Source organism: Vibrio sp. QJM3NY_27, assembly GCF_057785955.1.
In genome coordinates, this window is record NZ_CM173512.1 from 23,908 (window position 1) to 50,356 (window position 26,449).

Sequence of the window (26,449 nt, forward strand, 5' to 3'; positions counted from 1 at the left end):
CTAACGACTAAACAAAAGCTAGCCGTTAAGCTCTGACTAACTGTTAAATGAATGCTAGCCTCGTTTGACTAAGCTTCTCGGCACTAATTCAATACCAGCTTGATAGCGCTTAGCTGACGCGTTCAAAGCAAGTGCAAAAGCACTGTCGGCAATCACTTCGAATTGCTGAGGCAGTGAATGGACTTTGAAAGGTAAGAAATCCAATAAACGGTTATCACCAAAGGTCGCCAGCTTCACTTGGTTGATCAGCTCTGGCTTTTCGACCATCACATCCAACACACCTTCTAGCAAGGTGTAAGACATAGTGACAATCGCATCAGGAACCGTGCCTTTAGCAATCCACTCTTCAAAAACCGCACGCCCAGACTCTCTGTCAAAGTGTTCACCATAGCCCACAATTGTAGGTTTGCTTTCTGAGAGTCCAACCTGCTGAGCATACGCTTTGTTGGCTGCTTCAAAACCCAGTTGGCGTTCACGCGAAATGTTTAGGTCAGGTAACGCGCCGATTAAACCAACACTGTGAATGTTGTCATCGAGAATTGAATGCGTCAGTTCAAAGGCGGCTTCGAAATCTTCACTGATCACGCAGGCAAAATGTTCATCGTCTAACGGACGGTCAATCGCAATCACAGGCGTTCCCGAGTTTTGCAACTTCAAGTAAAACTCGTTAGCGTCTGGCATAGAACTCGCCACCAGCAAAGCATCAATACGACGGCTCACCAACGCTTCCGCTACTTTGCGTTCAGTTTCGGCGTCATCATCAGAACAACCAATCAGGATTTGATAGCCCACTTTACGTGAGTTCTGCTCTATCAGTTTTGCCAAGCGCGCGTAACTGCTGTTTTCTAGGTCAGGAATAATCAAACCAAATGAACGGCTATTACCAGCACGCAGCGACGAAGCAGCATGGTCTGGACGGTAGTTATACTCGTCTACCACCGCCATGACTTTCTGCTGAGTCTTTTCACTGATTCTGTATTTCTGCGCCTTGCCGTTGATGACATAACTGGCCGTGGTTTTCGATACTCCAGCCAATTTAGCAATTTCATCAAGTGTCATATGGGTGACCTGTATTTTGTGCGTAGGATCATATAACCAATGATCTGATCCTCGGATTAGTTGAATTATATGCTGAATCGATTCAGTATAAAAGCTGAAAGGATTCAGCAAAATCTGAAAAGTGACTTCAATCATCCTTTTGTATGGATTGAGCGTCATTTGTTGTGATTCAACTTCTCGTTATGAACGAAACTGAAATTACGACACGCAGCAAAACTATTTTGAAAACCAAAATCGGCTTTGCTGAATTTTTTTACACTAAATGCTGAACCGATTCAGCCAAGATAAAACAAAGAGCAAGCAACGGGCAAATATTGCTCTAGACTGAATCGTAGCGATACACAAATTCTCAAGCGATACGCTAAAGAGGCACCATGCTTAAATTATCAAAATCTGACATCACTCTTGGTCAAACGGCCGATGACAAATTCAAAGCAATCCAAAACATTGCTGGCGACCTGACAGCTAAAGGTTTAGTTGACTCTGGTTACGTTGAAGGAATGCTGAACCGTGAAAACCAGAACTCTACGTTCCTAGGTAACGGCATCGCGATTCCTCACGGAACGACGGATACTCGTGACCTAGTGAAAGAGACAGGCGTTGCAGTACACCACTTCCCAGAAGGTATTGATTGGGCAGACGGCAACCGTGTTTACGTAGCAATTGGTATTGCAGCTAAATCTGACGAGCACTTAGGCATTCTTAAGCAACTAACGAAAGTGCTAGCGGCTGACGGCGTTGAAGAGAAATTAAAGCAAGCGAAATCAGAAGACGAAATCATCGCCCTACTTAACGGCGAAGTTCAGCTAGAAGCAGACCTAGACGCTTCTTTAGTTCAGCTACTGTTCCCTGCAAGCGACATGGTTCAAATGTCGGCAGTGGCAGGCGGCCTACTTAAGAACACAGGTTGTACAGACAACGCATTCGTTGCTGACCTAGTAACAAAAACACCGACTCACCTAGGCCAAGGCCTGTGGTTGTTGGGCAGCGATAAAGGCGTAACACGTACTGGCGTATCTTTCGTTTCAACAGCGAACCATTGTGAATACGAAGGCACACCAGTGAAAGCATTGGTAGCATTCGCCGCTTGTAACAGCGCACACCAATCTATTCTGGCAAACCTAAGCAAGATGGTTTTCGAAGGTAAACAGCAACAACTGTTAACTGCTGATGCCGCACAAGTGATTGGCCTTCTAAAAGGTGAAGCGGTTTCTACAGCGTCTCAAGACGATGACAACTGCGCAGTATTCAAAATCAAAAACGCACACGGCCTACACGCTCGTCCAGGTGCAATGTTGGTTGCTGAAGCGAAGAAATTCGAATCAACAATCCGCGTTTCAAACCTAGATGGCGACGGAAAAGAAGTGAACGCGAAGAGTTTGATGAAAGTCATCGCACTTGGCGTTAAACACGGCCACCAGCTTCAGTTTGTTGCTGAAGGTGACGATGCAGCACAAGCACTTGAATCGATAGGTAAAGCTATCGCTTCAGGCCTTGGCGAAGGTTAAGGAGTCGATATGTCTGATAAACAAATCAAAGCCGTTACCGTAACGCTTAACCCTGCTCTAGACCTGACAGGCGCTATCGACGCACTAAATGTAGGTTCAGTTAGCCTAGTAAACAAAGGCTCTCTGCATGCAGCGGGCAAAGGCGTAAACGTCGCAAAAGTTCTTTCAGAGCTTGGCGCGAAAGTGACCGTAACAGGTTTCCTTGGTCGCAATAACGAAGAAGCGTTCTGCCAACTGTTTGAAGAGATGGGCGCAACTGACCGCTTCATCCGTGTTGATGGCGCAACTCGCATTAACGTGAAATTGGTAGAGAATTCAGGCCAAGTAAGCGACATCAACTTCCCAGGTGTTCCTGTTGATGCTGACGCGATTAAAGCGTTCGAAGAAACCCTATTAGAACTTGCTGAAACGCACGATTATTTCGTCATTGCAGGCAGCTTGCCACAAGGTATCTCTCCTGAGCTTTGCGCTTCTTGGGTTCAACGCTTACACGATTTAGGTAAGAAGGTGCTATTTGACAGCAGCCGTGACGCACTTAAAGCCGGTATCAATGCACAACCTTGGTTAATTAAGCCAAACGATGAAGAGCTGTCTCAGCTATTCAATGCCGAACTGACAACACGTGACCAATGCCAACACGCAGGCCAAGTTCTGAGTGAAAAAGGCATCGACAACATCGTGGTATCACTTGGCGCAGAAGGCGTGATGTGGCTAAACCAAGGTGAATGGCTACATGCTCAACCGCCGCGTATGCAAGTGGTAAGCACAGTAGGCGCAGGTGACACATTAGTCGCAGGCCTGTGTTGGGGTCACATGCAACAGATGCCAAAACCAGAACTTATTAAATTCGCCACTGCCCTATCTGCTCTAGCAGTTTCACAGGTAGGCGTGGGCATCACCAGCCAACAAGAGCTGGAATCAGTACTACAAAATATCCAATTACAGTCGCTTAGTGCTCCAACTAGCCAGTTAGACACAAGCAAATAGGACAAAAGGTTTATTATGAATATTACCATTATCACAGCTTGCCCTAGTGGCGTAGCAAACAGCATCATCGCCGCAGGCTTGTTAGAGCAAGCGACAAAAGCACTGGGTTGGAACGCCGCTATTGAATGTCAATCAAGCGTGCTACCAGACTCAACCGTATCGCAAGACACTATCGACAGCAGCGACGTTGTGGTTATCGCAGCCAACACAAACGTTGATAAAGCACGCTTTGTCGGTAAGAAAGTGTACCAAGCGGCTATCTCTGAGTGCACAGCGGATGCAAAAGCATTTCTAGAGAAAGCGGTAGCAGAAGCAACAGTACTGGACGCTTCTCAAATTGAAGAATCTATCCAAGTTACTGGTACTTCTCCAGCAACAGGCAGCAAAAAGATCGTAGCGATTACGGCTTGCCCAACTGGCGTTGCACATACCTTTATGGCAGCTGAAGCGCTTGAAGCAGAAGGCAAACGCCTAGGTCACCAAATTAAAGTGGAAACTCGCGGCTCTGTAGGTGCGAAAAACCAACTGACTGACCAAGAAATCGCAGACGCTGATCTTGTTATCATCGCTGCCGATATCGACGTCCCTCTTGATCGTTTTAACGGTAAAGCACTGTACAAAACAACGACAAGTCCTGCTTTGAAGAAAACAAAGCAAGAGATGGAAAAAGCATTCGCAGAAGCTAAACCATACCAACACACAGCTTCTTCTAATTCAGCGCCTGCTGACGAGAAGAAAGGCGTGTACAAGCACCTAATGACAGGTGTATCGCACATGCTTCCTGTGGTTGTTGCGGGTGGTTTGATCATCGCACTCTCTTTCGTATTCGGTATCGAAGCGTTTAAAGAAGAAGGCACACTGGCAGCAGCATTGATGACTATCGGTGGTGGTTCTGCGTTCGCACTGATGATTCCTGTTCTTGCTGGTTTCATTGCATTCTCGATTGCTGACCGTCCGGGTCTGGCTCCAGGTCTAATCGGCGGTATGTTGGCGAGCTCAACAGGCGCAGGTTTCCTTGGTGGTATCGCAGCGGGTTTCATTGCCGGTTACGCAGCGAAATTCATTGCCGACAAGGTTCAACTTCCACAATCCATGGAAGCCCTCAAGCCAATCCTGATCATTCCGTTTATCGCGAGTTTGTTCACTGGTCTTGTGATGGTTTACATCGTGGGTGGCCCTGTTTCTGGCGTGATGAGCGCAATGACGACTTTCCTAAACAACATGGGAACGTCTAACGCGATTCTTCTGGGTGTGATTCTAGGCGCAATGATGTGTTTCGACCTTGGTGGTCCAGTAAACAAAGCCGCTTACACGTTCGGTGTTGGTCTACTGGCTTCGCAAACTTACGCACCAATGGCAGCAATCATGGCAGCAGGTATGGTTCCAGCTCTAGGTATGGGCCTTGCGACTTTCCTAGTGAAAGACAAGTTTGAAGCAGGCGAGCGTGAAGCGGGTAAAGCATCATTCGTTCTTGGTCTATGTTTCATCTCTGAAGGTGCAATCCCATTCGCAGCGAAAGATCCAATGCGTGTTATCCCAGCTTGTATGGCAGGTGGTGCACTAACTGGCGCACTATCAATGATGTTTGGTGCTCAGCTAATGGCTCCACACGGCGGTCTATTCGTACTACTGATTCCTGGTGCTATCTCTCCAGTACTTATGTACCTAGTGGCGATTGCAGCGGGTACAGCTGTAACTGGTTTCGGTTACGCTGCGCTTAAAAAGATGAGCGACTCTAAGGCAACAGCAGAGGCTTAATCCCCCTACTCTGGTTAACGGTTCAGCCCGATAACCAGAGGCTCTTGATAACCGGTTTCTTGGTAAAACGGCTCCCTAAAACAAAGGCTCCTCATTTGAGGAGCCTTTTTATTGTTCATGTATTTTCCGGTCGGAATGAGTTAAGTGCAATATTGGTATATTTGATTAGCTAGTCAGCGTATCTTCAAACACACCTAGCTCACGACCAAGCCAAATCGCACGTACTGTGTGGTCTAGCGTTTCTTCACCGCCTGTGACTGGGTGAATAAGCACCGACATATCGCCGCGCTCTTGATCAAGCCACTCAACAATACCCGACTCTTTGTTTGCAAAGTGAATCTCAAACATCGGCATCTTATGCGGGCCAACCAAACGCTGTATTAGTGGGAAAGTCTCTAACACATCTTTACGTTCTGATAGAATTTTCTGACGCAGTTTTTCTGCTTGCTCTGCAAAGCGCAGAGGGAAATAGATATGACCGTGGTACATGGCACCATCCTTTAGAATTATGATAGGCGCAGTTTAACCTGCTTTTTCGCATAGATCTCTTTTATGGCTGTAAAAACGCCACACTAAAGTGAAGTGTGGCGTTTAATTCAAGCAATAGGCAGTGTAAACAAAGGTTGTCCCTATTAGATAGAGTCGATCTTCAAAGGACTATTCTTTGGCTTCTGCAAGTTTAATTGCTCTACCAAACTACGACCTTTATCGCTGATGCCTCCACTGTAAGACTTTGAACCGTCAGCATTAGTCATGGAGGTTTCACCTACGTTCCAAGCAACAAAGAAGTCACTTAAATCATAGTTCGAAACATAAGAAGCACACACCATCATTAGGTCTCCACCAGAAAGCCCAGTCTCGCTAGCGCTACAATAGTTAGTATTCGAGTCGCCTTCTCTATCACCTCGAGCTTTACGGTGCATAAGTTTGAACATGTTCCAGCCTTCATCTTCACCATACACATCAGATTGGCTTGCGCCGCGTGTATACCAATCATCAATTGCAAAATTCGATTTTGCCCAGATTTTTAGCTGACCAAACATAACTAATCGTAAACCTGCATCACCATGTGACCACGCATGTTCATTATTAAGCTCTAGCCATTTAGGTGCTTTCTTAATATCCGATTTAATACGATCCATTTCAGGGTTTGCATTGCGTCCCTCTAACTCCTGCATATACAACGCAAGAAGGTTATTGGTCACTTCTGTACTACCAGCCGCAAGGAAAGGAGCTGATGCTAAGTTGTGACCAACTTCATGCCACAACAACCAATCGTTCACAGGGTTGGTTGGAATGTATGTCCGATTTGCGTTAAAACTTGAATTCATCACTGGGTAGCCAGAGTGAGCAGCGCCAATCGAAATCTGCACGTCATTCACAAAACGATGGCGGAACGCATTCAGTTCTGGATAAGTGAACCTACGGTGTAAACCAGTGCTTTGTTTCTCATCACGCCCGTAGAAGTCACTTGCCGCTTCAGCGAATCGATTCATATCTGTTGCGAATTGGTTCAAATCAGCGGATTCTAGATTCCTGATTGGTGTAGTGTAAATAAATGAACCCGTATCGATTTCTGCAATTGGTGCGTCTGCCGATTGAATAGTGTTAATCCACTGTCCCTCTTTCCACCAAGCCGCTTTTAACGCGCCATCAATGCTAAACGAGACTTCACCAAGCTCTTTTACTTTCGGTTGAATGTAAATAAGGCCACCATATGGAACCTTGAAAGTTAAGCTCGAACCATTGTAGTCAAAGCTGGTTTGCATACGTGGAGGGCGTTTCAAACTCGTTTCGTGATTCGGCTTACCTGTAAGATCATCCGCGATCATCACAGTAATCGTAGCTGCCACGCCATCTTGAATGGTTACTTCTTGTAATTGAGGTGCCCACAGACCTGTCGATTGATTGTTTCCTGCCGAATACGTCACCGCTTTACCGTTGGTCTGAACCATTACCGTACTTGACGAAGATGCCCCCGAAGTTCGACCCGGATACATTGTGGTATCAACAACGATTTCATGATCCCAGAATGAGCGCCCCAACATAATACGAGTCAGAGGTTTCTCCATGTAATTTAATGGATAGCTAGGATTCAACTGCCCAGATAACTCACCTTCGCCATGAATCATTCCATTAGCGACTAACGACGCTTTTAGGTCAACAGGACACTGTGCATCAATTGTGTCTGTTTGATGTAAGTCTTCGGTATAACAGTTTAGGAACTGAACAGCCTGCTTGAACCCCAACTCATCTTGTATATCTGTTTCAAAACGGTATGCGTTGTCATTCCACATCCAAACAGACAGGTTATCAAACGCTTGATTCAATTCGCTGTTAGACAGACGCTTACCTTGAGTGCCCTTCGTGCGATAGTAAATCTCGTGCTCGTAAAGCGCTGTAAAGTTAGAACCCAAGTTCGCTGCTTTCACCATACTGTCGACAACGGTTTTACTCACTTCATAGCGGTCGAAATCGGCTCTATGATAAGCACCACGAACAGTGATGCCGTCTCCAGAACGAGTCTCTATACAGTTAAATTCGTATTCATACTCGTTCTTACAAAGCTTAGTGCCAACGAATGCCGACTGCAGTTCTTTGATCGCCGCTTCACGCTCTTCTGCCGATTCAACAAGAATACGTGCGGATTTGGTCTCCATGACTGGTACGCCAGACTCATCAAGCACTGGTTTCCCTTCAGGGCCTAACTTAGTAACCTCATAAGTCGGGATTTCAAACTTGATTTTGGACTCATCTTTGATCCACTCAACCGTACCATCTTGATTTACCGTGAATGGAGGCTCTCCTTGGTTATCTTGAAAACGCTCAAGAACCACCATTTCCTTTTCGCTCTTCACGTGAAGATTTGGATACGGCGCTTGGCAATAATAAGAGCTGCCGCAGAAAGCTTGGTTTGTCGGCGTAACGTTTTCACCACCTAGTGAAACACCAGCGGCATCCGCCAAGCGTCCAATAGGTTCAGGGTTTGTCGTTTGAATCGCATCCATAAATAAGATATTGCCACCGTTATTAACATAGTTGATAAGAGCGGTAATATCGTCTTGGCTTAAGTTTGGGTTATCCAAGTCAGCAACAAACTGGTTAGTCATGCCATCTTGAACCAACTTAGGAGGATATGCCTGAAGGATCAAAATCGGCGTAGTACTCGCATCTAAACCATCAAAGTCACCTGAACCACGCTTTTCTACTGATGCAAAACCATACTGAGGACTAACAAAAAACGTGTACTGCTTACCCATTGTGGAGTGGTGATAAGCCGAATAAGCTTGGTCAATATTGGTGACTGCATTCATCCCAGCAATAGGCAGACCATTATTGAACCACTCAAACAAGTTCGAGAAAAACAACCTCATACTGCCTTGGTCATCATGCAGTAGGTTTTCGAACGTCGAAACAGTGCACTGTTGTTTGTTGCTATCGATATGCAATGTTCGATTGGCCCAATAATTTTCTGGGCATGACAGAATACTTGGGTATAAGCCATTACCCATGAACACGACTTTACCTTTGCCTATCTCGCCTGCTGTAACGAATGGAAAACCATAAGTCGCGTTGTCTTCAGAGACTAAAGGAATCGGAGGCATCGAGATGCTTGGGTGTTGTGCGATGTAAGGTTTGCCTTCACGAGTCCAAGCCTGTTGCTCACCAAAGTAAAGCTCACGGTTTTTATCAGTTCTTGGCATCACCACAGGGAATGCTCTGTTCGATATGTTCAGAGCTCGCATACCACGGGTATACCCCGTCGCACCGTAAAAGCTACCATTGTCATTGAAGACATGGAATTTGGTGACGTTGTGGAAGATTTGCTGCAGAGACTCTGTAACATAGTGGCCAGAACCCATAGATAGCATCACAGGTTGGCGCACATAATCCATAAACAGAGGTGTTTGACGTAACTCCTCGTCGATTACAGCCGTTAACCCTTGGCTAAACTGAACAACAAACTCATTAGGAAGTTCATAGTCAGTACCTTCTATTACCCCACCGTTTGGCAGAGTTAGGTTAATCAGTTCGTTAATAACATTCGGGTACTTTGAGAACGTATCCTGAACCTCTTCAGAGATCTCATAGTGACTCACATGATCAACAGCATAACGTTCAATCAAAGATTGGATATTCGCTTTCTCAACCACATTATTAGTCACATCAGACAATTTGTAGGCTAACTGGTTACCAGTGATATAACCAAACTCAAACGTATCGATACCAAAAGCAATCCTGTCGCCCCATAGGTACTCAAATCCACCGTCTTCATCAGTTACACCTGTCGCGTTAGCTGAAAAGAAACTGACCCCGGAAATTGGTTTACCATTCTCGTCTGTTAGCTTACTGCGCGTTAATACCTTTCCTTCAACACTTGGCTTGTAAGCATAAGTCGACTCTGCATCTGCAGAGACAAAACCAGCGTTAAGGTTATTGTCCGCATTAGGATCAACCGCAGGAACAACTGTTGTGTCTACGTGTGAACTAGGAGCCTTACCTACTTCATCTGTAGACTCTTCTTCTTTCGATGAAAAGTACGCATCGACAGCATCTTGATCATCAAGTTGCGAGAACACACCTTCAATATCAAAAGCATCCAGTTCTTTTAAACAGATAGCACTTTCAGTCTCACAAACATCAATTGATTCGAGTACCTTAGTAACGTTGTCTCCATGTAATTCTGTCAACTCAAATGCCGCATGAAGCGCATCATTTGAAATCGTGCTTTCTGTAACTTCAGGGAAAGGAGCAGTGAAATCACCTAAAGTAAGGTGACCCAAGGTACAACTAAAACTCACGCCTTGTTTAACACTGAACGTTCCGTTTTCAAGATGAACGCCGTCACAGTATACATCTCCAGACACAAACGCCCCACTCGACAACAGTGAACCTATGTAAGTTGTTGGGGGGATAATATCTGTTGGTGGAATAATGTCAGTCGGCGGAAGAATATCCGTTGGTGGAACAATATCTGTCGGTGGAACAATATCCGTTGGTGGAATAATGTCTGTTGGAGGAACCGTATCAGGGCCGTCACTATAGCTTAGTGAATCGTGATTACACCCGGAAAGAGCCGCGGATATGATAGCCAGCGCAATTAAGTTTTTTTTCATTGAGCGAAGTTGATCGTAATTTTAAGTGGACCGTTATCTTATAGATTTACTCCATCTCGATGACTATTGTTTTTTGTCTTAACCACAAAGACCATTTCTCATAAGCGATTGAATAAGATAAACAAAATGATAATTGAGACTCTCATTCCAATTGCAAAACCTCTCCCTACCTTAAAACGGAAAAACGCCATATCTCGATTGAGATATGGCGTTTCAATTAGCCATTAACATTAAGACCGATAGGGTATATCTGCCAAAAACACGTTCAAAAAAGAACTAAGGCTTAAGCTTTAAAACTCGGTCAATGTCTTCTGCAGAATGGCGCTCTGGTACTTGCTCCCACTCTTCGCCAAATGAACGGTTAACCACTCGGCCGCGTTGGAAGCCTTCGCGCGCTTCTAGCTGCTTCGCCCAGCGTACGACGTTGGTATAGGACTCTACTTGCAGGAATTCGGCTGCATCGTAGATTTTGCCTAGCACAAGGTTGCCATACCAAGGCCAAATCGCGATATCAGCGATGCTTAGCTCGTCACCCGCCACAAATGTGTTATTTGCGAGCTGTTTGTCTAACACATCTAGCTGACGTTTAGCTTCCATCGCAAAGCGGTTAATTGGGTACTCTTGCTTTTCATCCGCGTAAGCGTAGAAGTGACCAAAGCCACCACCTAGGAATGGCGCAGAACCTTGTGCCCAGAACAACCAGTTAATGGTTTGTGTTCTTGCTGCCCCTTCTTTTGGTAAGAAGTGACCAAATTTTTCTGCTAGATGCATCAAGATAGATGCCGATTCGAAAACATTAACGTCTTCGTCACCAGACTTGTCGACAAGTGCTGGTATTTTAGAATTTGGATTCACGCCAACAAAGCCAGAAGAGAACTGATCAGCCTCACCGATGTTGATCAAGTACGCATCATATTCAGCTTCTTTAACACCCGCCGCTAACAACTCTTCCAGCAAAATAGTGACTTTTTGACCGTTAGGTGTGCCAAGAGAATACAATTGAAAAGCATGGTCACCAACAGGAAGCTCTTTATCAAAGCGAGCTCCAGATTCAGGACTATTGATGTTTGCCCATTTGTTACCACCAGCAGTATCGTTAACCCAAACTTTTGGCGGAGTGTATTGTTCTGACATGATATTTCCTTATTAATATAGGGTCTCACAAACTGATATTAGGTCACATGTCTGCGGTTAAAACCCCTGAATACGATTTATTTTCAAACTGTTAAGCATGGCTTATTCCAGAAAGACATAACCCGCTTAAGCGTTAGTGTGTAAAAGATAAGTCCGTATTCAAACTTCAGTCTAATATCGGAAAATCCCCCGCATCATTTAACAATGATTTACGAACGACATACCGACAGCTTCAAGAAAGCTGTGATAAAATCGGGATATTACAATTGATAAGGATTTGGCAATGTCTTCTGATTTCACAGGTTCGAGTGCAGCGTATGCTCGCCAAGAGAAAGGCTACCGCGAAAAAGCATTAAAACTGTACCCTTGGGTTTGTGGTAAATGTGCGCGTGAATTTGTTTACTCAAACCTCCGAGAGCTTACCGTTCACCACGTGGATCACGACCATACAAACAACCCTGAAGATGGCAGCAACTGGGAGCTACTGTGCCTGTACTGTCACGATCATGAGCATTCAAAATACACTGACCATGAGCGTTATGGTGTGGATGCAAAAGCGAGTTTAGATGATCATCAGTCAGCGACACACAACCCGTTCGCCGATCTCGCTAAGATGATGAAGAAGTAACACACCTTCAGAGTTGCCTTTGGTAGATGGTAACTGCTAGATAATAGATAAATAATAAGAAACCCCAGTATGTCACCATATTGGGGTTTCTTTTATCTGCCGTCATAACCAAATAATAGAGTTCAGATAGGCAGGATCAAAAAAGCCTTCCGAAGAAGGCTTTTTAAGAATCAAATCGAATTACGCAGCCGCTTGTTTGCGAGACTCTTCTACCTGTTTAGCGCGCTTTTTCATCGTCAGTTTATCGCGGTACGCAAACCAAATGTAAGACACGACCACTAAGAAGAACAGATATGACAATGAGAAAATGAACGGCGATTGAATGATATCGTTCGAGATACCCCAAGAAACACCGATAACAGTCACTGCAATTTTCGCGAAGAAGCCACACATTAATAGCATCAAAGCCAACTGTGGGAAGCGTGTGCTGCGGAATGCAAGCCAGTAACAACTACCCACCGCCAACGCAGCGATATAGAAGCCGAATAAGAAAGAGTGAATATGGTCAGCTGCCGCTAAACCACCAGAAATTGACATCAATAGAATTAAAAACAGTTTCATAATACTCGCCTCACCATAAGTTGGAAACGCATCCTTTCAAATTTGGAATCTTTGTTTGCGTACTATTTTCCCACTTTTCACGGACAACACAACCCCTCAAATCGAACAAAATGTAAGCAAAGGTGCTAACAAAAACCAACTGTAACAACTGGTTAACATTTTGTTTTTAATAGAACTCCGTTACTCCTTGTCTCATATGGATAAAGCTCCACTTCGATTTATTTTGTTACACAAAATTAACCTTAGAAAATAATTAAAATAATTCGTAACTCTGTGATATCCGCACGGAATACGTGGCAATTCAGAAATACTTATCGAAGAACACCTTAAAAAATAGGCTCGCCACGTTAAAAAGAACAAAACAGAAAGGTATTAAATACAATTGCAAAACTAATAAAAAACAACTCATTAACAAGTTTGAGTTTATTTACCAAAAATAGAAAAAGAGATTCCAATCACATTTTTATTGGTTATAATCCGCGCTCTTTTGCGCTGTCTGTTGATAAACGCAAACTAATTTTGAAGAAACAATCACAATAACCCGTCTTTAGTTAAGTGGCTCACCACTAGCCAACGACAAAACTGAGAATAAAAATGAGCAAGATTGATAAAGCATCACGTATCCTGCTAGCAGGCTTCTGTATCAACCTTTGTCTTGGCATCCTGTATGCTTGGAGTGTATTTAACAAGGCGCTAGTCACCGAAGCTGGTTGGAGTGCTGCTGAAGCATCTGCACCTTACGCTATTGCAACTATCACATTCTCTGTTTGTCTTCTTGTTGCGGGCATCCTACAAGACCGTATGGGTCCACGTAAGATCCTTATCTTAGGTACAGCGCTTACTGGCCTCGGTATGATTGCTTCTGGTTTCGCTACGACTCCTATGATGCTAAATCTAACGTTTGGTGTGATGACAGGTGCTGGTATCGGCTTTGGCTACGCATGTCTTTCGCCATCAGCAATGAAATGGTTCCATTCTTCTAAGAAAGGTATGGTTAACGGTCTAATCGCTGCAGGTTTTGGTCTTGCTGCTATTTACCTAGCACCACTCACTTCTGCGCTAATCGACAGCATGGGTATTCAAACAAGCTTTATGATTCTTGGTGCCGGCGTGCTTGCGATTGCAGTACCTCTAGCAGCAACAATCAACAACCCACCAGCGGATTACACGCCAGCTGAGCCTAAAGTAAAAGCAGGCCAAGCACCTAAGGCAGTTAAGAAGACTGAAGACCTAACGTGGAAAGTAATGCTGAAGACTCCTCAGTTCTACTCTCTATGGATCATGTACGCATTTGCAGCTTCTGTTGGTCTTATGATCATCGGTAACATCACTACGATTGCTAGCGTTCAAGCGAACCTACCAAACGCGGTTTACCTAGCGTCTATCCTTGCTGTATTCAACTCAGGCGGCCGTGTTGCTGCAGGTATGCTTGCAGATAAAATCGGTGGCGTACGTACTCTACTTCTAGCGTTCATCCTTCAAGGCGCGAACATGGCTCTATTCGCTACGTTCAACTCTGAATTCACGCTAATCATTGGCACGGCTATCGCAGCTGTTGGTTACGGTACGCTTCTAGCAGTATTCCCAACACTTACTGCTGAGTTCTACGGCCTGAAAAACTACGGTACTAACTACGGCGTGCTTTACACGGCATGGGGTATCGGCGGCGCTATCGGTGCAGCTGTTGTTGGTTACTCAATGACAAACGGCGAAGGTTACGGCCTAGCTTACACAATCTCTGCAGCTATGATGGCAGTGTGTATTGTTCTTGCAATCGTCACCAAGCCAATCTCTGAAGCTAAAGTGTCTGAACTAAAAGCATCTCAAGCTTAATCATCAGAAAAGATTGAATTTGTTACTGAAGAGCTTAACCTTAGGGTTAGGCTCTTTTTGTATCAAGCGACTACCCATTGACGATAGAAACCACTCTTCAGCTCCCCCCTACTTATTATCTCGACAACTTCAATCGACTGATTGAACACGCTCAAACACTCTATCCCGATCTTCTGAGTGACGATGAATGTCGTTGGTTATCTGAATACACACGTCTTTCTGAACCTAGCCAATGTTTGATGGTTCGTTTACTTTCTCGTAAAGGCCGTTGGTTTCGCAGCGATAAACTCAACTATGTTGAGATTTCTGATTTGAATACCGCACTACAAGAGCTAAGCACCGCAGGCTTTATTGCGTTGAGTCATCCCGCCGAGCGACATGACCTTGTCGTTAGCAATGTCGAACTCGGATTGCACTTGCTCACCAAACCAGAGCTGTTGAATGTATTCCCTGCCTTTAAGAGCAACAAAACCGCGAAGAAAGACGAACTCTTGGCGTTACTCGATCACCAACCTTTTGATCAGTTCCAAAGCCTAGCATTCGATTGTATTTACGTTGCCGAATCTGAAGTTATCGATGTATTACTGTTGCTGTTCTTTGCCAACACCTATCAAGACTTAAGCCAATTCGTCTTAAGCGATCTTGGGCTCAATACCTTTGAGAACTATTCATTAAGCAAGCAGCGCCGCTTCTTCACTTCCAGAGAGCAACTCAATCAATTGCTCCAGATGCGCGATGTTCAACGCTTGTATTCAGAAGGAGACCGCAAAGACAGTGAGTTTCTTGAGCAGCTTTTACAGTCGATACCTGCGGAATCAGAACAAAGAAGCATTGCCAGAAAACGATCGCGTTTGATCAATGATATTGCTCGCGATCTTGAAAGGCTTAACCTAAACGACCAAGCTGTCTTTTGGTTCAAGCAATCTATACTTCCACCCAGCAGAGAGCGACTTGCTCGCATCTACGACAAACAAAGTGAGCTAGACTTAATGTGTGACATTGTCACGCAAATGAAAGCTGCTCCATCGGATGTGTCAGAGTTGGAAGTCGCTATTAAGCTTGAAGACAGGCTACTGCGGAAACAGGGGCACAAAGTTTCACGAACCATAAAACCGAGCTGCAAAGAGATAAAGCTGGAATTAGACCTCAGCCAAACGCGAGTTGAGCTTGCAGTAAAGCAACACTTTGAAAGCCAAGGATGGGATGTTTACTTCTCTGAGAACAGTTTTCTATGTGGCTTATTTGGTTTAGCCTTTTGGGAGGTCATTTTTGCAGATGTTGAAGGCGCCTTTATCAATCGATACCAACATCGACCACTGGATCTGTACCATTCCGATTTTGTAGACAAGCGAGCCGAACAGGTCGAAGCGGTGTTTCAGACTATATTCAAGCATGGGCTGAACCACTTACTCAATATATATGACCAGAAGCGCGGTATCGCCAATCCATTTGTTAATTGGAACTACTTCCCCAGATCACTCGTCGAGCACAGTATGGAGGCTATTCCCAACGCCTTGATTGTTGATCTTTTCAAAGTGATATTGAGTGATTTGAAGCTATTTAGAACTGGGATGCCCGATTTGATTACATTCAAGGACAAAGAGTTTCATTGGGTTGAAGTCAAAGGCCCCGGAGACAAACTGCAAGACAACCAATGGCGCTGGATCAAAGAGTTTGAGCGATTATCTGTCCCTTTCTCTGTTTGTTACATCAACCAGTAAGCCTTAAGTCGACACTCCAAATTCCAACCTAGGGTGAGTGACTCACCTCGATAAGTTGCTCAGCCCCATCAAGATCTTATCTATAAGATTGTTAGAACATGAGCATTTTCAATCATTTTCGATATAATTAGAGAAAATGCTTAATATATAAATACGTATGAATTTGAAAAAACTCTTCATTTTAGCTTTTATTAGCGTCTTCTCAGGTTGTGCCGTCTACGCAGGTTTAAACTTCGACGAGCTGTTTGGTAAACAACAAGTTCGCGATCGCCAAGCACCTATTCTGTCGGCTCAAGCACAGCACTTCATTGATGAAGTGAAGCCCATCATTGATAACCGATGTGTGGTTTGTCACGCTTGCTATGACGCACCTTGCCAGCTAAAAATGTCTTCGGTAGAAGGTATCGACCGAGGTGCGAGTAAGGCACTCGTTTATCAAGGCACCCGTTTAACCGCCTCAGCCCCTACTCGCTTGTTTGAAGATGCTTTAACCATACAAGAGTGGCGCGATGCGGATTTTCATCCAGTTCTCAACGAACGTATGCAGAACTCAACGGCTAACCTGGATGCTGGTCTTGTTTCACGAATGTTGGTCCAAAAAGAGAACCACCCACTTCCAGATCAAACCCAGCTTGAAGGTTTCGACTTTTCAACCGACCGCGACCAACAGTGCCCAACTATTGAGGAGTATGCCCAATACGAGAGAGATTACCCAACTTGGGGAATGCCTTATGGGATGCCGAATTTAGATAAAACAGAATACGCGACTTTAATGAGTTGGTTGGAAAATGGCGCGTTAATGAACGACCACATTCCACTGAATGATGCGGAACAAGAGCTCGTTAATGTCTACGAAAGCTTTTTAAATAAGAGTGACAATAAAAGCCAACTTTCAGCACGTTACATCTATGAGCACCTGTTTCTATCGCACATCTACTTCTCTGATTTGGCGCAACCAACGCGTTTCTTCACCCTTGTTCGCTCTGCAACGCCTCCAGGTGAAGCGGTGCAACGCATCACGACTCGTCGCCCTTACGACGATCCAAAAGTAGAACGTGTTTACTACCGCCTGATTCCAGAACAAGGCACCATCGTCGACAAAACGCACATGCCTTTCGCACTCAATAAAGAGCGACTACAAAAGTGGAACACTTGGTTTGTCGATGCTAATTACTCTGTGAAACAACTTCCTAGCTACAACATTGATGTCGCAGCTAACCCTATGACTTCGTTTGAAGCGCTGCCAGTGAACTCGCGCTTTCATTTCATGTTGGACAATGCGCAAAACACCATCATGGCTTTTATCAAAGGGCCGGTGTGTCGTGGTCAACTTGCCTTGAATGTGATTAACGACCGTTTTTGGGTTTTCTTCATTGATCCAGAGAAAGCCGATTTACCAGAAATAAACGCTTTCTACGCCAGCCAGAAGAAAAACTTAAAACTCCCCAGTGAACTGAAAAGTAACACCGTACCAGCGACTAACTGGGTGCGCTACTCTAAGCAACAGGCTCGATACCTAAATGCGAAATCAGACTTCACCAACCAATGGTTCGATAGTGGCGTGAACCTAGACACCGGTATAATTTGGGATGGCGATGGCATCAACCAAAATGCCGCTCTCACTATCTTTAGACACTTCGATAGCGCTTCTGTTGTTCAGGGTTTAGTTGGTTCACAGCCTAAGACAGCATGGATCCTTGATTACGCCTTACTAGAGCGCATTCATTACCTTCTTGTAGCAGGCTTCGATGTGTACGGAAACTTCGGCCACCAGCTGATTACGCGTATGTTTATGGACTTCTTGCGCCTTGAGGGTGAAAGTAACTTCTTAACCCTTCTTCCTAAAGATGTTCGCCATATTGAACACTCAAGCTGGTACAAAAACCAAAGTGCACAACTGAGCGATTACTTGCAACGCAATATCGCCCCTTTCGACCAACCAACAAGTGTGGTTTACAAAACGGCCGATCCTAAGCGTGAACTGCTCAATATGATCAAAGATAAGCTCGCGCCTGTCCTCGATAGTCGTTTTGATATTGTCGAAACAGGTTTTGGTCGAAAGAACGAAGCACTGCTTAACCAAGTGAATTTGATAAAGGGAGTCGGCCTGCATCATGTTCCTCAGTTAGTGATGATCATGATTGAAGGCGAAAATGGCGAAGAGCAGCTGTTCACCATGATTCACAATAACGCTCACAGCAACATTTCAAGCTTGTTTAATGAAGAAGGTAACAGAGATTACGCCAATGATGACTTAACGCTCGTACGAGGCGTTGTCGGTAGCTACCCTGCCGCCTACCTGTCTTTAACCGAAAGCGAGATACCGACTCTGGTGAAAACTCTGCAAAATTTAAACACAGAAGAAGATTACGTGGCGCTGCTGGATAAGTTTGCGGTACGACGCAGTTCTAGCGAGTTCTGGCCGTTCAGTGACCGAGTTCATCGTTGGTATCAACAAGACCAACCGATCGAGTTTGGCTTGCTGGATTACAACCGCTTTGAGAATAGATAGTAAGCGATAAGCCTTAGTTCGAGCTCTTGAGCCTTGGTTAGCTGGAATGGTTAGCCTTTCATAAAGAGCGCTGACTTGCACGGTATAAAAAATCCTCTGACGAATATTCGTTCAGAGGATTTTTTTGACTTGTTAATTAGATCAAGTTTAAAGCAAGCTCTCGTCATTAGGCAGAAACATAAGTTAGTAACGCCTCTAACGAGTGTTTAACCAATTCAGATAAAGCGTGGTCGTTATCTCGGTACTGCAATAATGGTTCTTCGCTTGCTTCGATGCTCTGACACAAATTGTACAGTGCTAATAAACCCAAACTGCCCGCCGAGCCTTTCAGCTTGTGCGCCAAAGATTTCACTTCTCGTCCGTTATCGGCTTCGCTTGCCTCGACTAATTCATTCAAGGTAAGGTTACTGCTCTCCTCGAACAGCACAACGATCTGTTTCATTTTATCCAATCCAAGAATCGATAGGTCACCCTCTATCACTTGGGAATCAATCAGTTTCACTGGAGTGCCTCCTTCATCTTGGGAATCCGTTGTCGTCGTGTACTTGGCTAAAACATCTACCATCTGTGTCGAGCACTCATCACTGTTAGCATTAATCATACGATTACCATTTTGCTTACAAACAGCATCGTTTGGATCGGGCTGTGGCAACAATAGTGTTTTACCATCGAGTTGAGCAACAATGAGCTGAGAAAGTGCCTCTTTCTCTAGCGGCTTAGGCAAAAAGCCATCAAAGCCAGACGACAAGTAGCTTTCCACTTCCTCGTTAAACACGTGAGCCGATACTGCGATCATTGGTGGTACTTTGCGTGTTACGTTTTCTTCATGCTCATGCTGAAGCGCATCGTCTTTGAGTTGTTGAATTAACTCGACGCCATCGCAGTCCGGTAAGTTAATGTCCACCAGCGCAATATCAAACTCTTGCTCACTGAATATGGCTCTCGCTTCTTGTCCGGTTGTCGCTATTACAACATCGTGACCCAGGTTATTCAAAAAGCCTTCAGCAACAATACAGTTCACAGGGTTGTCTTCAACCAGAAGTACCTTCGCTCGGATGCAAGCTTCAATGACCGTTGCTTTAGTTTCAATTTTCTCACCTACTTCAAGTGGCAATGAGAACCAAAACTGACTGCCCTCGCCTTCTTCCGAATGAACGCCAATATCCCCATTCATTGCCAACATGATGCTTTTACTGATCGCCAATCCAAGCCCTGTGCCACCGGTTTTGTTGCGACCGCTGTCGGTTTGAGTAAAGGCATCAAACAAACACGCCTGTTCACTTGCATCAATACCGACACCGGTATCTGACACTTCAAACATCACTCGATTTTCATCTTCGATATCTAAGCTGATAAAGATATCGACCGAGCCACTTTCCGTAAACTTAATCGCGTTACCGACCAAGTTATTCAATATTTGACTGATTCGAGTGACGTCACCACGCCAATAGCGTTGCACGTCACTTTCGATATGAAAATCAAAGTTAAGCTTCTTCTCAGCGGCGCGCCCTTCCATTAACTGATAAGTATCTTGAACCATCTGGTAAAGGTCGAAAGAAGCCGCGCGTATTTCTAAATGTCCCGCTTCTATCTTTGAATAGTCCAGCACGTCATTCAAAATAGCGAGTAGATTCTTACCACTGCGGTTAATGATGTCCGCATAGCCTGATTGCAGCGGGTCTAAGCCGGTATCTTTAAGCAATCGAGCCGTACCTAATACGCCATTCATAGGCGTTCGTATTTCATGGCTCATCGTCGCGAGGAAAGCAGACTTGGCACGGCTTGCTTGTTCTGCCGCATTGCGAGCTTTAGCGTGGTTACCCACCTCGACATTCAACTTCTCATTGGTCTTTTGCAGCTGATAGGTTCGGTCTGTGACCAACTCTTCTAAGTGCTCTTTGTGCTCTTCGAGCTCACGTTTTGCCTTAGCTTCGCCAACCGCGACCACTTGTAGTGCTTGCGCTGTGTTTCTGGCGGTGATGATTGCCTCGCCCATATGAGCCAACTCATCATTACCCTTAACCGAGATATCAATATTCAGGCGACCTTGTGCGATAGACATCAAGGCCGATGAGTATTCAGTAAGGCGTTTGACAACCGAAATATAAACCACTCGCCAAACGATAAATGCGACGATAACCAAACCAATAACCGAAATCACAGACAGCGACCATTGAGCCAAGTTCAAGGTTGACGTTAGCTCATCAACCGCTTTTTTTGTGCTTCGGTTTGAATCATCAACCAGTTGGTTAACCGTTGTATTCAGCTGAGAGAACAGCTCCAACGTATTTTGCATCAGAAACTCTGACTTTTTGGTGTTCTCATATTGTTCTAGCGAGATATCGAACACGACCTGGCGTTTTCTCAACTCTTCAAGCAACTGAGACATCTGCGCAGAACGAGTCGGATCTTCCACCGCTTTAACGCGGCGCGCCATGATTCTTAGGTTGGATTCGAACTCAGACTGGATTTGATGAATACGTTCAACGTTGGTGACAGTCTGAGTTTCTTCAATTTGATTGAGCATCTTGAACGCCAGCAAATGCAATTCGTGCAGACGCTCAGACAAATCAAGATCAACTTCAACAAGTGCGTCTAAGGCTTGGTAGGCTCTATCGGTTTCTTTGGTTTCTAGCAGGTCGTAGATGTGCGTTACGTTAGCAACCGCAATGGTGGCAGTATTCAGCACTTGGGTTCGCGTGAGCTGCTCTAACTCTTCGGCAAGTAAGCGCATCTCTTCAACACGAGACGTCAATTCCTTGCTTAACCAAAGCTTACGTTCGACCGAGACACCCAGTTCAGCCAGTGTGTTAATAACGCTTTGAACATTGTTTTCGAGTTTATTGAGAAGTTGCGAATCAAAACTGTCGACACCAAGCTCTTTGATATGTTGAAGAAGTGCTTCAAGCTGGTCAAACAACACAGTGCCAGCCTCTTTTCGTTCGGCCTCGTTTCTCGCATTAGAAAGCGTTTGTACCGACGAAATAATACGGTTACTCAACTCAGAAACTTGACGAGCTTCGATCATGGCAGGAAGCGCTGAATCGACGACGTTTCTTTCCGTTTTTGCTACAAAGCTAAAACCAGAAACACCGATCAATGCAGACAATAGAACCAACAGTGCCATCACTAAGAATGAGGCTAGTAGCTTGCGTCCAATACTCGCTGAGGCTAACAACATAAACTTTAAACCTTAAAACGTTCTTCTTTACCCATGCAGAATACGCTATATTTTGCAGTGTTTCTTATCTAAAACCAATAAAACGGCAATTCATGCTATCTAGACCTTTAGCTTCAAAAATCATTCTCACACTACTGGCCACAGTAACCTCTGTCGCGAGTGCTAGCGAGCCTTTGAGCCCAATAAAACCTGCCGAAGCGACATCACATAAAGAGAAAATTTGTGCCATTTATCCGCACCTAAAGGATTCTTACTGGTTGTCTGTTAACTACGGCATGGTCTCTGAAGCAGAAAAGCAGCAAGTTGAGCTAAGAGTATTAGAAGCTGGCGGGTACCCAAACATTGGTAAGCAAGCCTCACAGCTGGTGCTTTGCACACAATGGGGAGCCGACGCCATTATTTTAGGCACAGTTTCACCCGATGCTTACCATGACAATCTTACGGATTGGGTTGGCTCTACCCCTGTGTTTGCTACTGTGAATGAGTTGACCGTCAATGAAGAACAACAAAAGGTATTGAAAGGCACGGTCGGTGTCGACTGGTATCAAATGGGATTTCAAGTCGGAGAGTTTTTGTCGAAACGACATCCGAAAGGATCAGGCGAAACACCTATCGCCTTGTTACTTGGCCCACAATCAAGTGGCGGTACTAAGCCTGTAGCTCTTGGGTTTTATGATGCAATCAAATCGAGCGATATCAAAATTGCGATAAGCTATTGGGCAGACAACGATAAAGAACTGCAAAGAAACTTAGTACAACAAGTCATCGAGCAGCCGGATATTCAATATATTGTCGGAAGCGCAGTCGCGATTGAAGCTGCGATAAGTGAGCTGAGAGCAGCCGGTAAAACCAAAGAAATTGGATTAATTTCAAGTTACCTAAGTCACGGAACCTACCGTGGCTTGCTTCGTAACAAGGTGCTTTTTGCACCAACAGATAAAATGGTTGAGCAAGGTCGCTTATCGGTAAAACAAGCCACCAGTTACTTACGCGGTCAACCTTATGAAAAACACAGTGCTCCCATAATTGAAGCACTGACACCTGCAACACTCAAAGATCAAATTATCGCCGACTCATTGTCACCTTCTGAGTTTCGTCCGGTATTCAGTGTGAATCCTTAGTGCTATATTGGTTGAAGAACTCAAAACAATAAAAACGAAACAATCATTTAGGGAACATTCATGCAAAAAACGACGCGTACTATGCCAACGCATAAGAATATCGCTTTGGTCGCTCATGACCATTTCAAACCTGAGCTACTTAGATGGGTCAAAGAGAACAAAGAAAAACTACAAAAGCACTTCCTTTATGCAACGGGCACAACGGGTTCTCTACTCAGTAAAGAAACAGGCCTAGCAATTAAGAGCATGATCAGCGGCCCAATGGGCGGTGACCAACAACTTGGTGCGCTTATCTCTGAAGGCAAGATCGATATGATGATTTTCTTCTGGGATCCACTGAATGCCGTACCACATGACCCAGATGTAAAAGCACTGCTTCGTATCGCAAGTGTTTGGAACATCCCAGTGGCAACCAACCGTGCTACCGCTAATTTCCTATTTAACTCTTCACTGCTTGAAGAAGAAGTGATCATTGAGATCCCAGACTACGAAGCGTACCTAGCTGAGCGAACTTAATGGTTCAGCGCTCTTAACTAAGCAGATCGCTTCGTTAAGAACCAAGATAACGTCAAAGATTAAAAGCCTGCTTCATCGCAGGCTTTTTGTTCACCAGAGTCTTAACTCGCTACTTGTCACTCCATACCGCCATTTCGTTGCCACTTGGCTCTCTAAAATGGAAACGTCTACCACCAGGAAAACTAAATATCTCGCGGTTTATCTGACCACCAGCATCAATCACATCACGCTCGGTTTGCTCAAGATCTTCGCTATAGAAAACCATTAGCGCTGCGCCACTTTCAGCATTCGACGCCAGATCCGCTAAATAGAACCCACCCATTAAGCCTTTCCCTTCAAAAGCAGAATACTCAGGGCCATAGTCTTCAAAGGTCCAACCAAACACTTGGCTGAAAAACGCCTTAGTTGCAGCGATGTCTTTCGCAGCAAATTCAATGTAGTTAATAGAGCCGTGTTCCATAGCGGATTCCTTCTACTTTATGCCTTTTTCCTAATGATAATAGCTTACGTCCTAATAAGAATAGGTAGCGGGCTTGAAGATCTAATCTTAGACAATTACCCCAAGTGACATCACTTTTTACGAACGACGGGGTAATCAGATCCATGCAGTTCTTGTACAAAACCAGAACCGTCGCCACTGTGTGTGATCCATACTTTCTCTTTTGCTCGCGTCATTGCCACGTAAAATAAACGACGCTCTTCTGCATAAGGGAAGGCGTCTGATGATTCAGTCAATGCGCCATCAATATGCAGCTGTTTCTTCTTCGTCGGGAACTGCCCTTCATCAACACAAAGAATAATCACAAAATCTGCTTCTTTGCCTTTACTGGCGTGGCAAGTCATAAAATTAATGTTGATGGATGTGAAGATTTTTTTCCAATCTTCCAGCAATTCTGGTTTGTGGTAATGGTTACGTCCAAGTAGCAATACTGACTTGCTGGCTTTACCTTTTACTTGCCTATTAATCTGATCCAGGATCTTCTCAACTTCTTTGCTTGGCGCACTGTACACCGCCTTCTGCTTCTGTTGTTTGAAGCTGTTCAGTTCTTTCGGAAGCTGAATCGGGTTTTCCTGCACAAAACGATTGGCAACTGCACCTAACTGATTGTTAAATCGGTAAGTCGTATCTAGGTGATGAATCGTCGAGCTCTCAAAACGATCCTTAAAGCCCGTCGTTAAATCAACATCTGCGCCCGCAAACTGGTAAATCGACTGCCAATCATCACCTACCGCAAAAATAGAAGCTTGGTGTTGCGCTTTCGACTGATTACACAGTGCCTCAACCAAGGCAAGGCGATCTGGCGAAATGTCTTGATACTCATCGATCATGATGAACTTCCAAGGCGAGATAAACTTGCCTTTTTCGACATACTGAGTCGCTCGGCTGATCATGATTGAGAAGTCGATGTGATTCTGTTCTTTCAGTTCTTTTTGCCATGCTGTCACGCATGGCCAACACAGTGAAAGCTCGCTGTTGAGACGCGTGTAGTCTCTGTGATCAATCAACTGCTGTTGTACTTCCTTCTTCGATAAACCCGATGCATTCAACTGCTCAAGCTGCTTTTCAAGCCAACCAATCAACTTGAGGTTTGAAACATGACTACCAAGTTCGTCATCACCTGTTAAATAAGCGATTGGCCACTTAGACAGGTGCTTTTGCCAGCGTTTGAAGTTAGTCGGCGTCATCCAGTGCTTTTTCAACCAATCAATGCACCATGCTTGGCGTTGATTGTCATCGAGCGCTAACGGAGAGATAACCACACGTTCAGGTTCAACCTGATTAAGGATCTTTAGACCCAACTGGTGGAAAGTACTCACTTGCACCTTCTCTGCTGATAAACCAATTTTGCTGTTAAGGCGCTGTTTCATCTCTTCCGCGGCTTCGCGACCAAATGCGAGCAATAACAACTCTTCAGCTTGAGCTTGATGACTTTGCAGTAAATACGCGACGCGAGCTGTAAGAACACTGGTTTTACCCGAGCCAGCGCCCGCTAATATAAGGTTGTGATCATCATTCATCAAGACCGCATATTGCTGAGATAAATTGAGTGGTGACGATTCACATTGAGCAAACAATACTTCCCAGTTTTGTCTTTCTGTTTCTAACCACTGCTGATTTCTTTCGGCTTGCTTAATTTCCGTCTCAGACAACCATGGCTGCATTCGAGCAATGCGGTTTGGCATACGCTGCGCCGCTTCTTCTAAAGTCATCGTCATGTTTTCTAAACTTGAGTTAACCATGTCGACCCAAGTCTTAACTTTAGAATGCGCTAGGAAAGCAGGAAGTTGCTCAAGACGTGTCAATTCAGCTTCCCATTGAGGAACGTGTTCAGCCAATTGTTCACATTGAGTGTCATGCCACTTCTGATAAGCAGCAACCGATGCGCGTGCAAATTGACGGCATTGTTCCCAAGGTAGACCTTGTACTAACCAGCTGCGCTGTTTGCCATCTTGTTGATTAGCAAAGAACTGTAACGATCCCCAAAACAATCCGCGTTTTATCGCGATCTTGCCACTCCAAATAGTAAACGGGATTCGTTCTTCACTGCCTACTGAAGATAACAGCAGGCGTGGACCATCAAGTTCGACTTGATGATATTCATTTTGAATAAAAAACTGTGCAGTCTTGTTAGCGCTTAGCTGCATTGGAGTGTGCTCTCTAATTGGGAATATTGAATTTATATCATGATGCTGTGAGAATTAATAATGTCTCACATCTTATCGATGCTTTCATGACCATCTAGGGGCAATTATGGATAAGTATCAAATTCTTGTGCTTGATTTCTGTTAGGATTATGGTTTTAGTGTGTCAA

At 44.7% G+C, this 26,449-nt stretch carries 18 protein-coding genes; 9 read left to right on the forward strand and 9 right to left on the reverse strand.

Features of this window, described 5'->3' with window-relative positions; translation table 11 throughout:
• Positions 1 to 54 precede the first annotated feature (54 nt).
• Entirely contained in the window at positions 55 to 1,059 is a 1,005-nt protein-coding gene (gene cra / locus AC3CIA_RS16020; protein ID WP_488519228.1) for a catabolite repressor/activator, read from the reverse strand.
• Positions 1,060 to 1,433: 374 nt separating this feature from the next.
• Between cra and fruB the strand changes: the two genes are divergently transcribed.
• Genes fruB through fruA form a run of 3 tightly spaced genes read left to right on the forward strand, consistent with a single transcriptional unit; the run spans position 1,434 to position 5,312 of the window.
• A complete protein-coding gene (gene fruB / locus AC3CIA_RS16025; protein ID WP_019825809.1) occupies positions 1,434 to 2,567 on the forward strand; it encodes a fused PTS fructose transporter subunit IIA/HPr protein in 1,134 nt (377 codons plus the stop codon).
• Between the two features lie 9 nt (positions 2,568 to 2,576).
• Positions 2,577 to 3,554: a 1-phosphofructokinase gene (gene pfkB, locus AC3CIA_RS16030; RefSeq protein WP_019825807.1), complete on the forward strand. Its 978-nt coding sequence runs from the start codon at positions 2,577 to 2,579 to the stop codon at positions 3,552 to 3,554.
• Positions 3,555 to 3,569: 15 nt separating this feature from the next.
• The gene (gene fruA / locus AC3CIA_RS16035) at positions 3,570 to 5,312 is read left to right on the forward strand and encodes a PTS fructose transporter subunit IIBC (RefSeq protein ID WP_019825805.1); all 1,743 of its coding nucleotides are present in this window, start codon (positions 3,570 to 3,572) and stop codon (positions 5,310 to 5,312) included.
• Between the two features lie 165 nt (positions 5,313 to 5,477).
• On the opposite strand, the gene AC3CIA_RS16040 is transcribed toward fruA, so the two are convergent.
• The 3 genes from AC3CIA_RS16040 to yghU all read right to left on the reverse strand — a co-directional run bounded on the left by AC3CIA_RS16040 (position 5,478) and on the right by yghU (position 11,563).
• The gene (locus AC3CIA_RS16040; protein ID WP_019825803.1) at positions 5,478 to 5,801 is read right to left on the reverse strand and encodes a DOPA 4,5-dioxygenase family protein; all 324 of its coding nucleotides are present in this window, start codon (positions 5,799 to 5,801) and stop codon (positions 5,478 to 5,480) included.
• A gap of 143 nt (positions 5,802 to 5,944) precedes the next feature.
• Positions 5,945 to 10,429, reverse strand: a complete 4,485-nt coding sequence (locus AC3CIA_RS16045) for an SslE/AcfD family lipoprotein zinc metalloprotease (protein ID WP_488519229.1) — start codon at positions 10,427 to 10,429, stop codon at positions 5,945 to 5,947.
• A 276-nt stretch (positions 10,430 to 10,705) separates the two neighbouring features.
• Positions 10,706 to 11,563: a glutathione-dependent disulfide-bond oxidoreductase gene (gene yghU, locus AC3CIA_RS16050; RefSeq protein ID WP_017064768.1), complete on the reverse strand. Its 858-nt coding sequence runs from the start codon at positions 11,561 to 11,563 to the stop codon at positions 10,706 to 10,708.
• 283 nt (positions 11,564 to 11,846) lie between these two features.
• On the opposite strand from yghU, the gene AC3CIA_RS16055 reads away from it, so the two are divergent.
• Positions 11,847 to 12,191, forward strand: a complete 345-nt coding sequence (locus AC3CIA_RS16055) for a YajD family HNH nuclease (RefSeq protein WP_017060876.1) — start codon at positions 11,847 to 11,849, stop codon at positions 12,189 to 12,191.
• Positions 12,192 to 12,371: 180 nt separating this feature from the next.
• Here the strand turns inward: AC3CIA_RS16055 and AC3CIA_RS16060 are convergent, their stop codons facing one another.
• Positions 12,372 to 12,752 carry an NADH:ubiquinone oxidoreductase gene (locus AC3CIA_RS16060; protein ID WP_488519230.1) on the reverse strand — a complete coding sequence of 127 codons (381 nt, stop codon included), beginning with the start codon at positions 12,750 to 12,752 and terminating at the stop codon, positions 12,372 to 12,374.
• Positions 12,753 to 13,346: 594 nt separating this feature from the next.
• On the opposite strand from AC3CIA_RS16060, the gene AC3CIA_RS16065 reads away from it, so the two are divergent.
• The 3 genes from AC3CIA_RS16065 (at position 13,347) to AC3CIA_RS16075 (ending at position 18,818) form a co-directional block, all read left to right on the forward strand.
• A complete protein-coding gene (locus AC3CIA_RS16065) occupies positions 13,347 to 14,585 on the forward strand; it encodes an L-lactate MFS transporter (protein ID WP_017079765.1) in 1,239 nt (412 codons plus the stop codon).
• Positions 14,586 to 14,662: 77 nt separating this feature from the next.
• Entirely contained in the window at positions 14,663 to 16,306 is a 1,644-nt protein-coding gene (locus AC3CIA_RS16070) for a VRR-NUC domain-containing protein (protein WP_488519231.1), read from the forward strand.
• Between the two features lie 157 nt (positions 16,307 to 16,463).
• Positions 16,464 to 18,818 (forward strand): fatty acid cis/trans isomerase, encoded by a 2,355-nt coding sequence (locus AC3CIA_RS16075; protein ID WP_488519232.1) that lies wholly within the window; start codon positions 16,464 to 16,466, stop codon positions 18,816 to 18,818.
• 166 nt (positions 18,819 to 18,984) lie between these two features.
• On the opposite strand, the gene torS is transcribed toward AC3CIA_RS16075, so the two are convergent.
• On the reverse strand, positions 18,985 to 21,999 hold the full coding sequence (gene torS / locus AC3CIA_RS16080; RefSeq protein ID WP_488519233.1) for a TMAO reductase system sensor histidine kinase/response regulator TorS: 3,015 nt from the start codon (positions 21,997 to 21,999) through the stop codon (positions 18,985 to 18,987).
• Positions 22,000 to 22,063: 64 nt separating this feature from the next.
• Positions 22,064 to 22,228 (reverse strand): hypothetical protein, encoded by a 165-nt coding sequence (locus AC3CIA_RS16085; protein ID WP_249633130.1) that lies wholly within the window; start codon positions 22,226 to 22,228, stop codon positions 22,064 to 22,066.
• Between AC3CIA_RS16085 and torT the strand changes: the two genes are divergently transcribed.
• Both torT and AC3CIA_RS16095 read left to right on the forward strand, forming a co-directional pair.
• On the forward strand, positions 22,173 to 23,120 hold the full coding sequence (gene torT, locus AC3CIA_RS16090; protein WP_235451164.1) for a TMAO reductase system periplasmic protein TorT: 948 nt from the start codon (positions 22,173 to 22,175) through the stop codon (positions 23,118 to 23,120). The two genes, AC3CIA_RS16085 and torT, sit on opposite strands and share 56 nt — an antisense overlap.
• Before the next feature lie 60 nt (positions 23,121 to 23,180).
• A complete protein-coding gene (locus tag AC3CIA_RS16095; protein ID WP_009844869.1) occupies positions 23,181 to 23,636 on the forward strand; it encodes a methylglyoxal synthase in 456 nt (151 codons plus the stop codon).
• A 109-nt stretch (positions 23,637 to 23,745) separates the two neighbouring features.
• Here the strand turns inward: AC3CIA_RS16095 and AC3CIA_RS16100 are convergent, their stop codons facing one another.
• On the reverse strand, positions 23,746 to 24,096 hold the full coding sequence (locus AC3CIA_RS16100) for a VOC family protein (protein WP_114635495.1): 351 nt from the start codon (positions 24,094 to 24,096) through the stop codon (positions 23,746 to 23,748).
• Between the two features lie 110 nt (positions 24,097 to 24,206).
• A complete protein-coding gene (gene helD / locus AC3CIA_RS16105; RefSeq protein WP_054547042.1) occupies positions 24,207 to 26,282 on the reverse strand; it encodes a DNA helicase IV in 2,076 nt (691 codons plus the stop codon).
• Between the last annotated feature and the right edge of the window lie 167 nt (positions 26,283 to 26,449).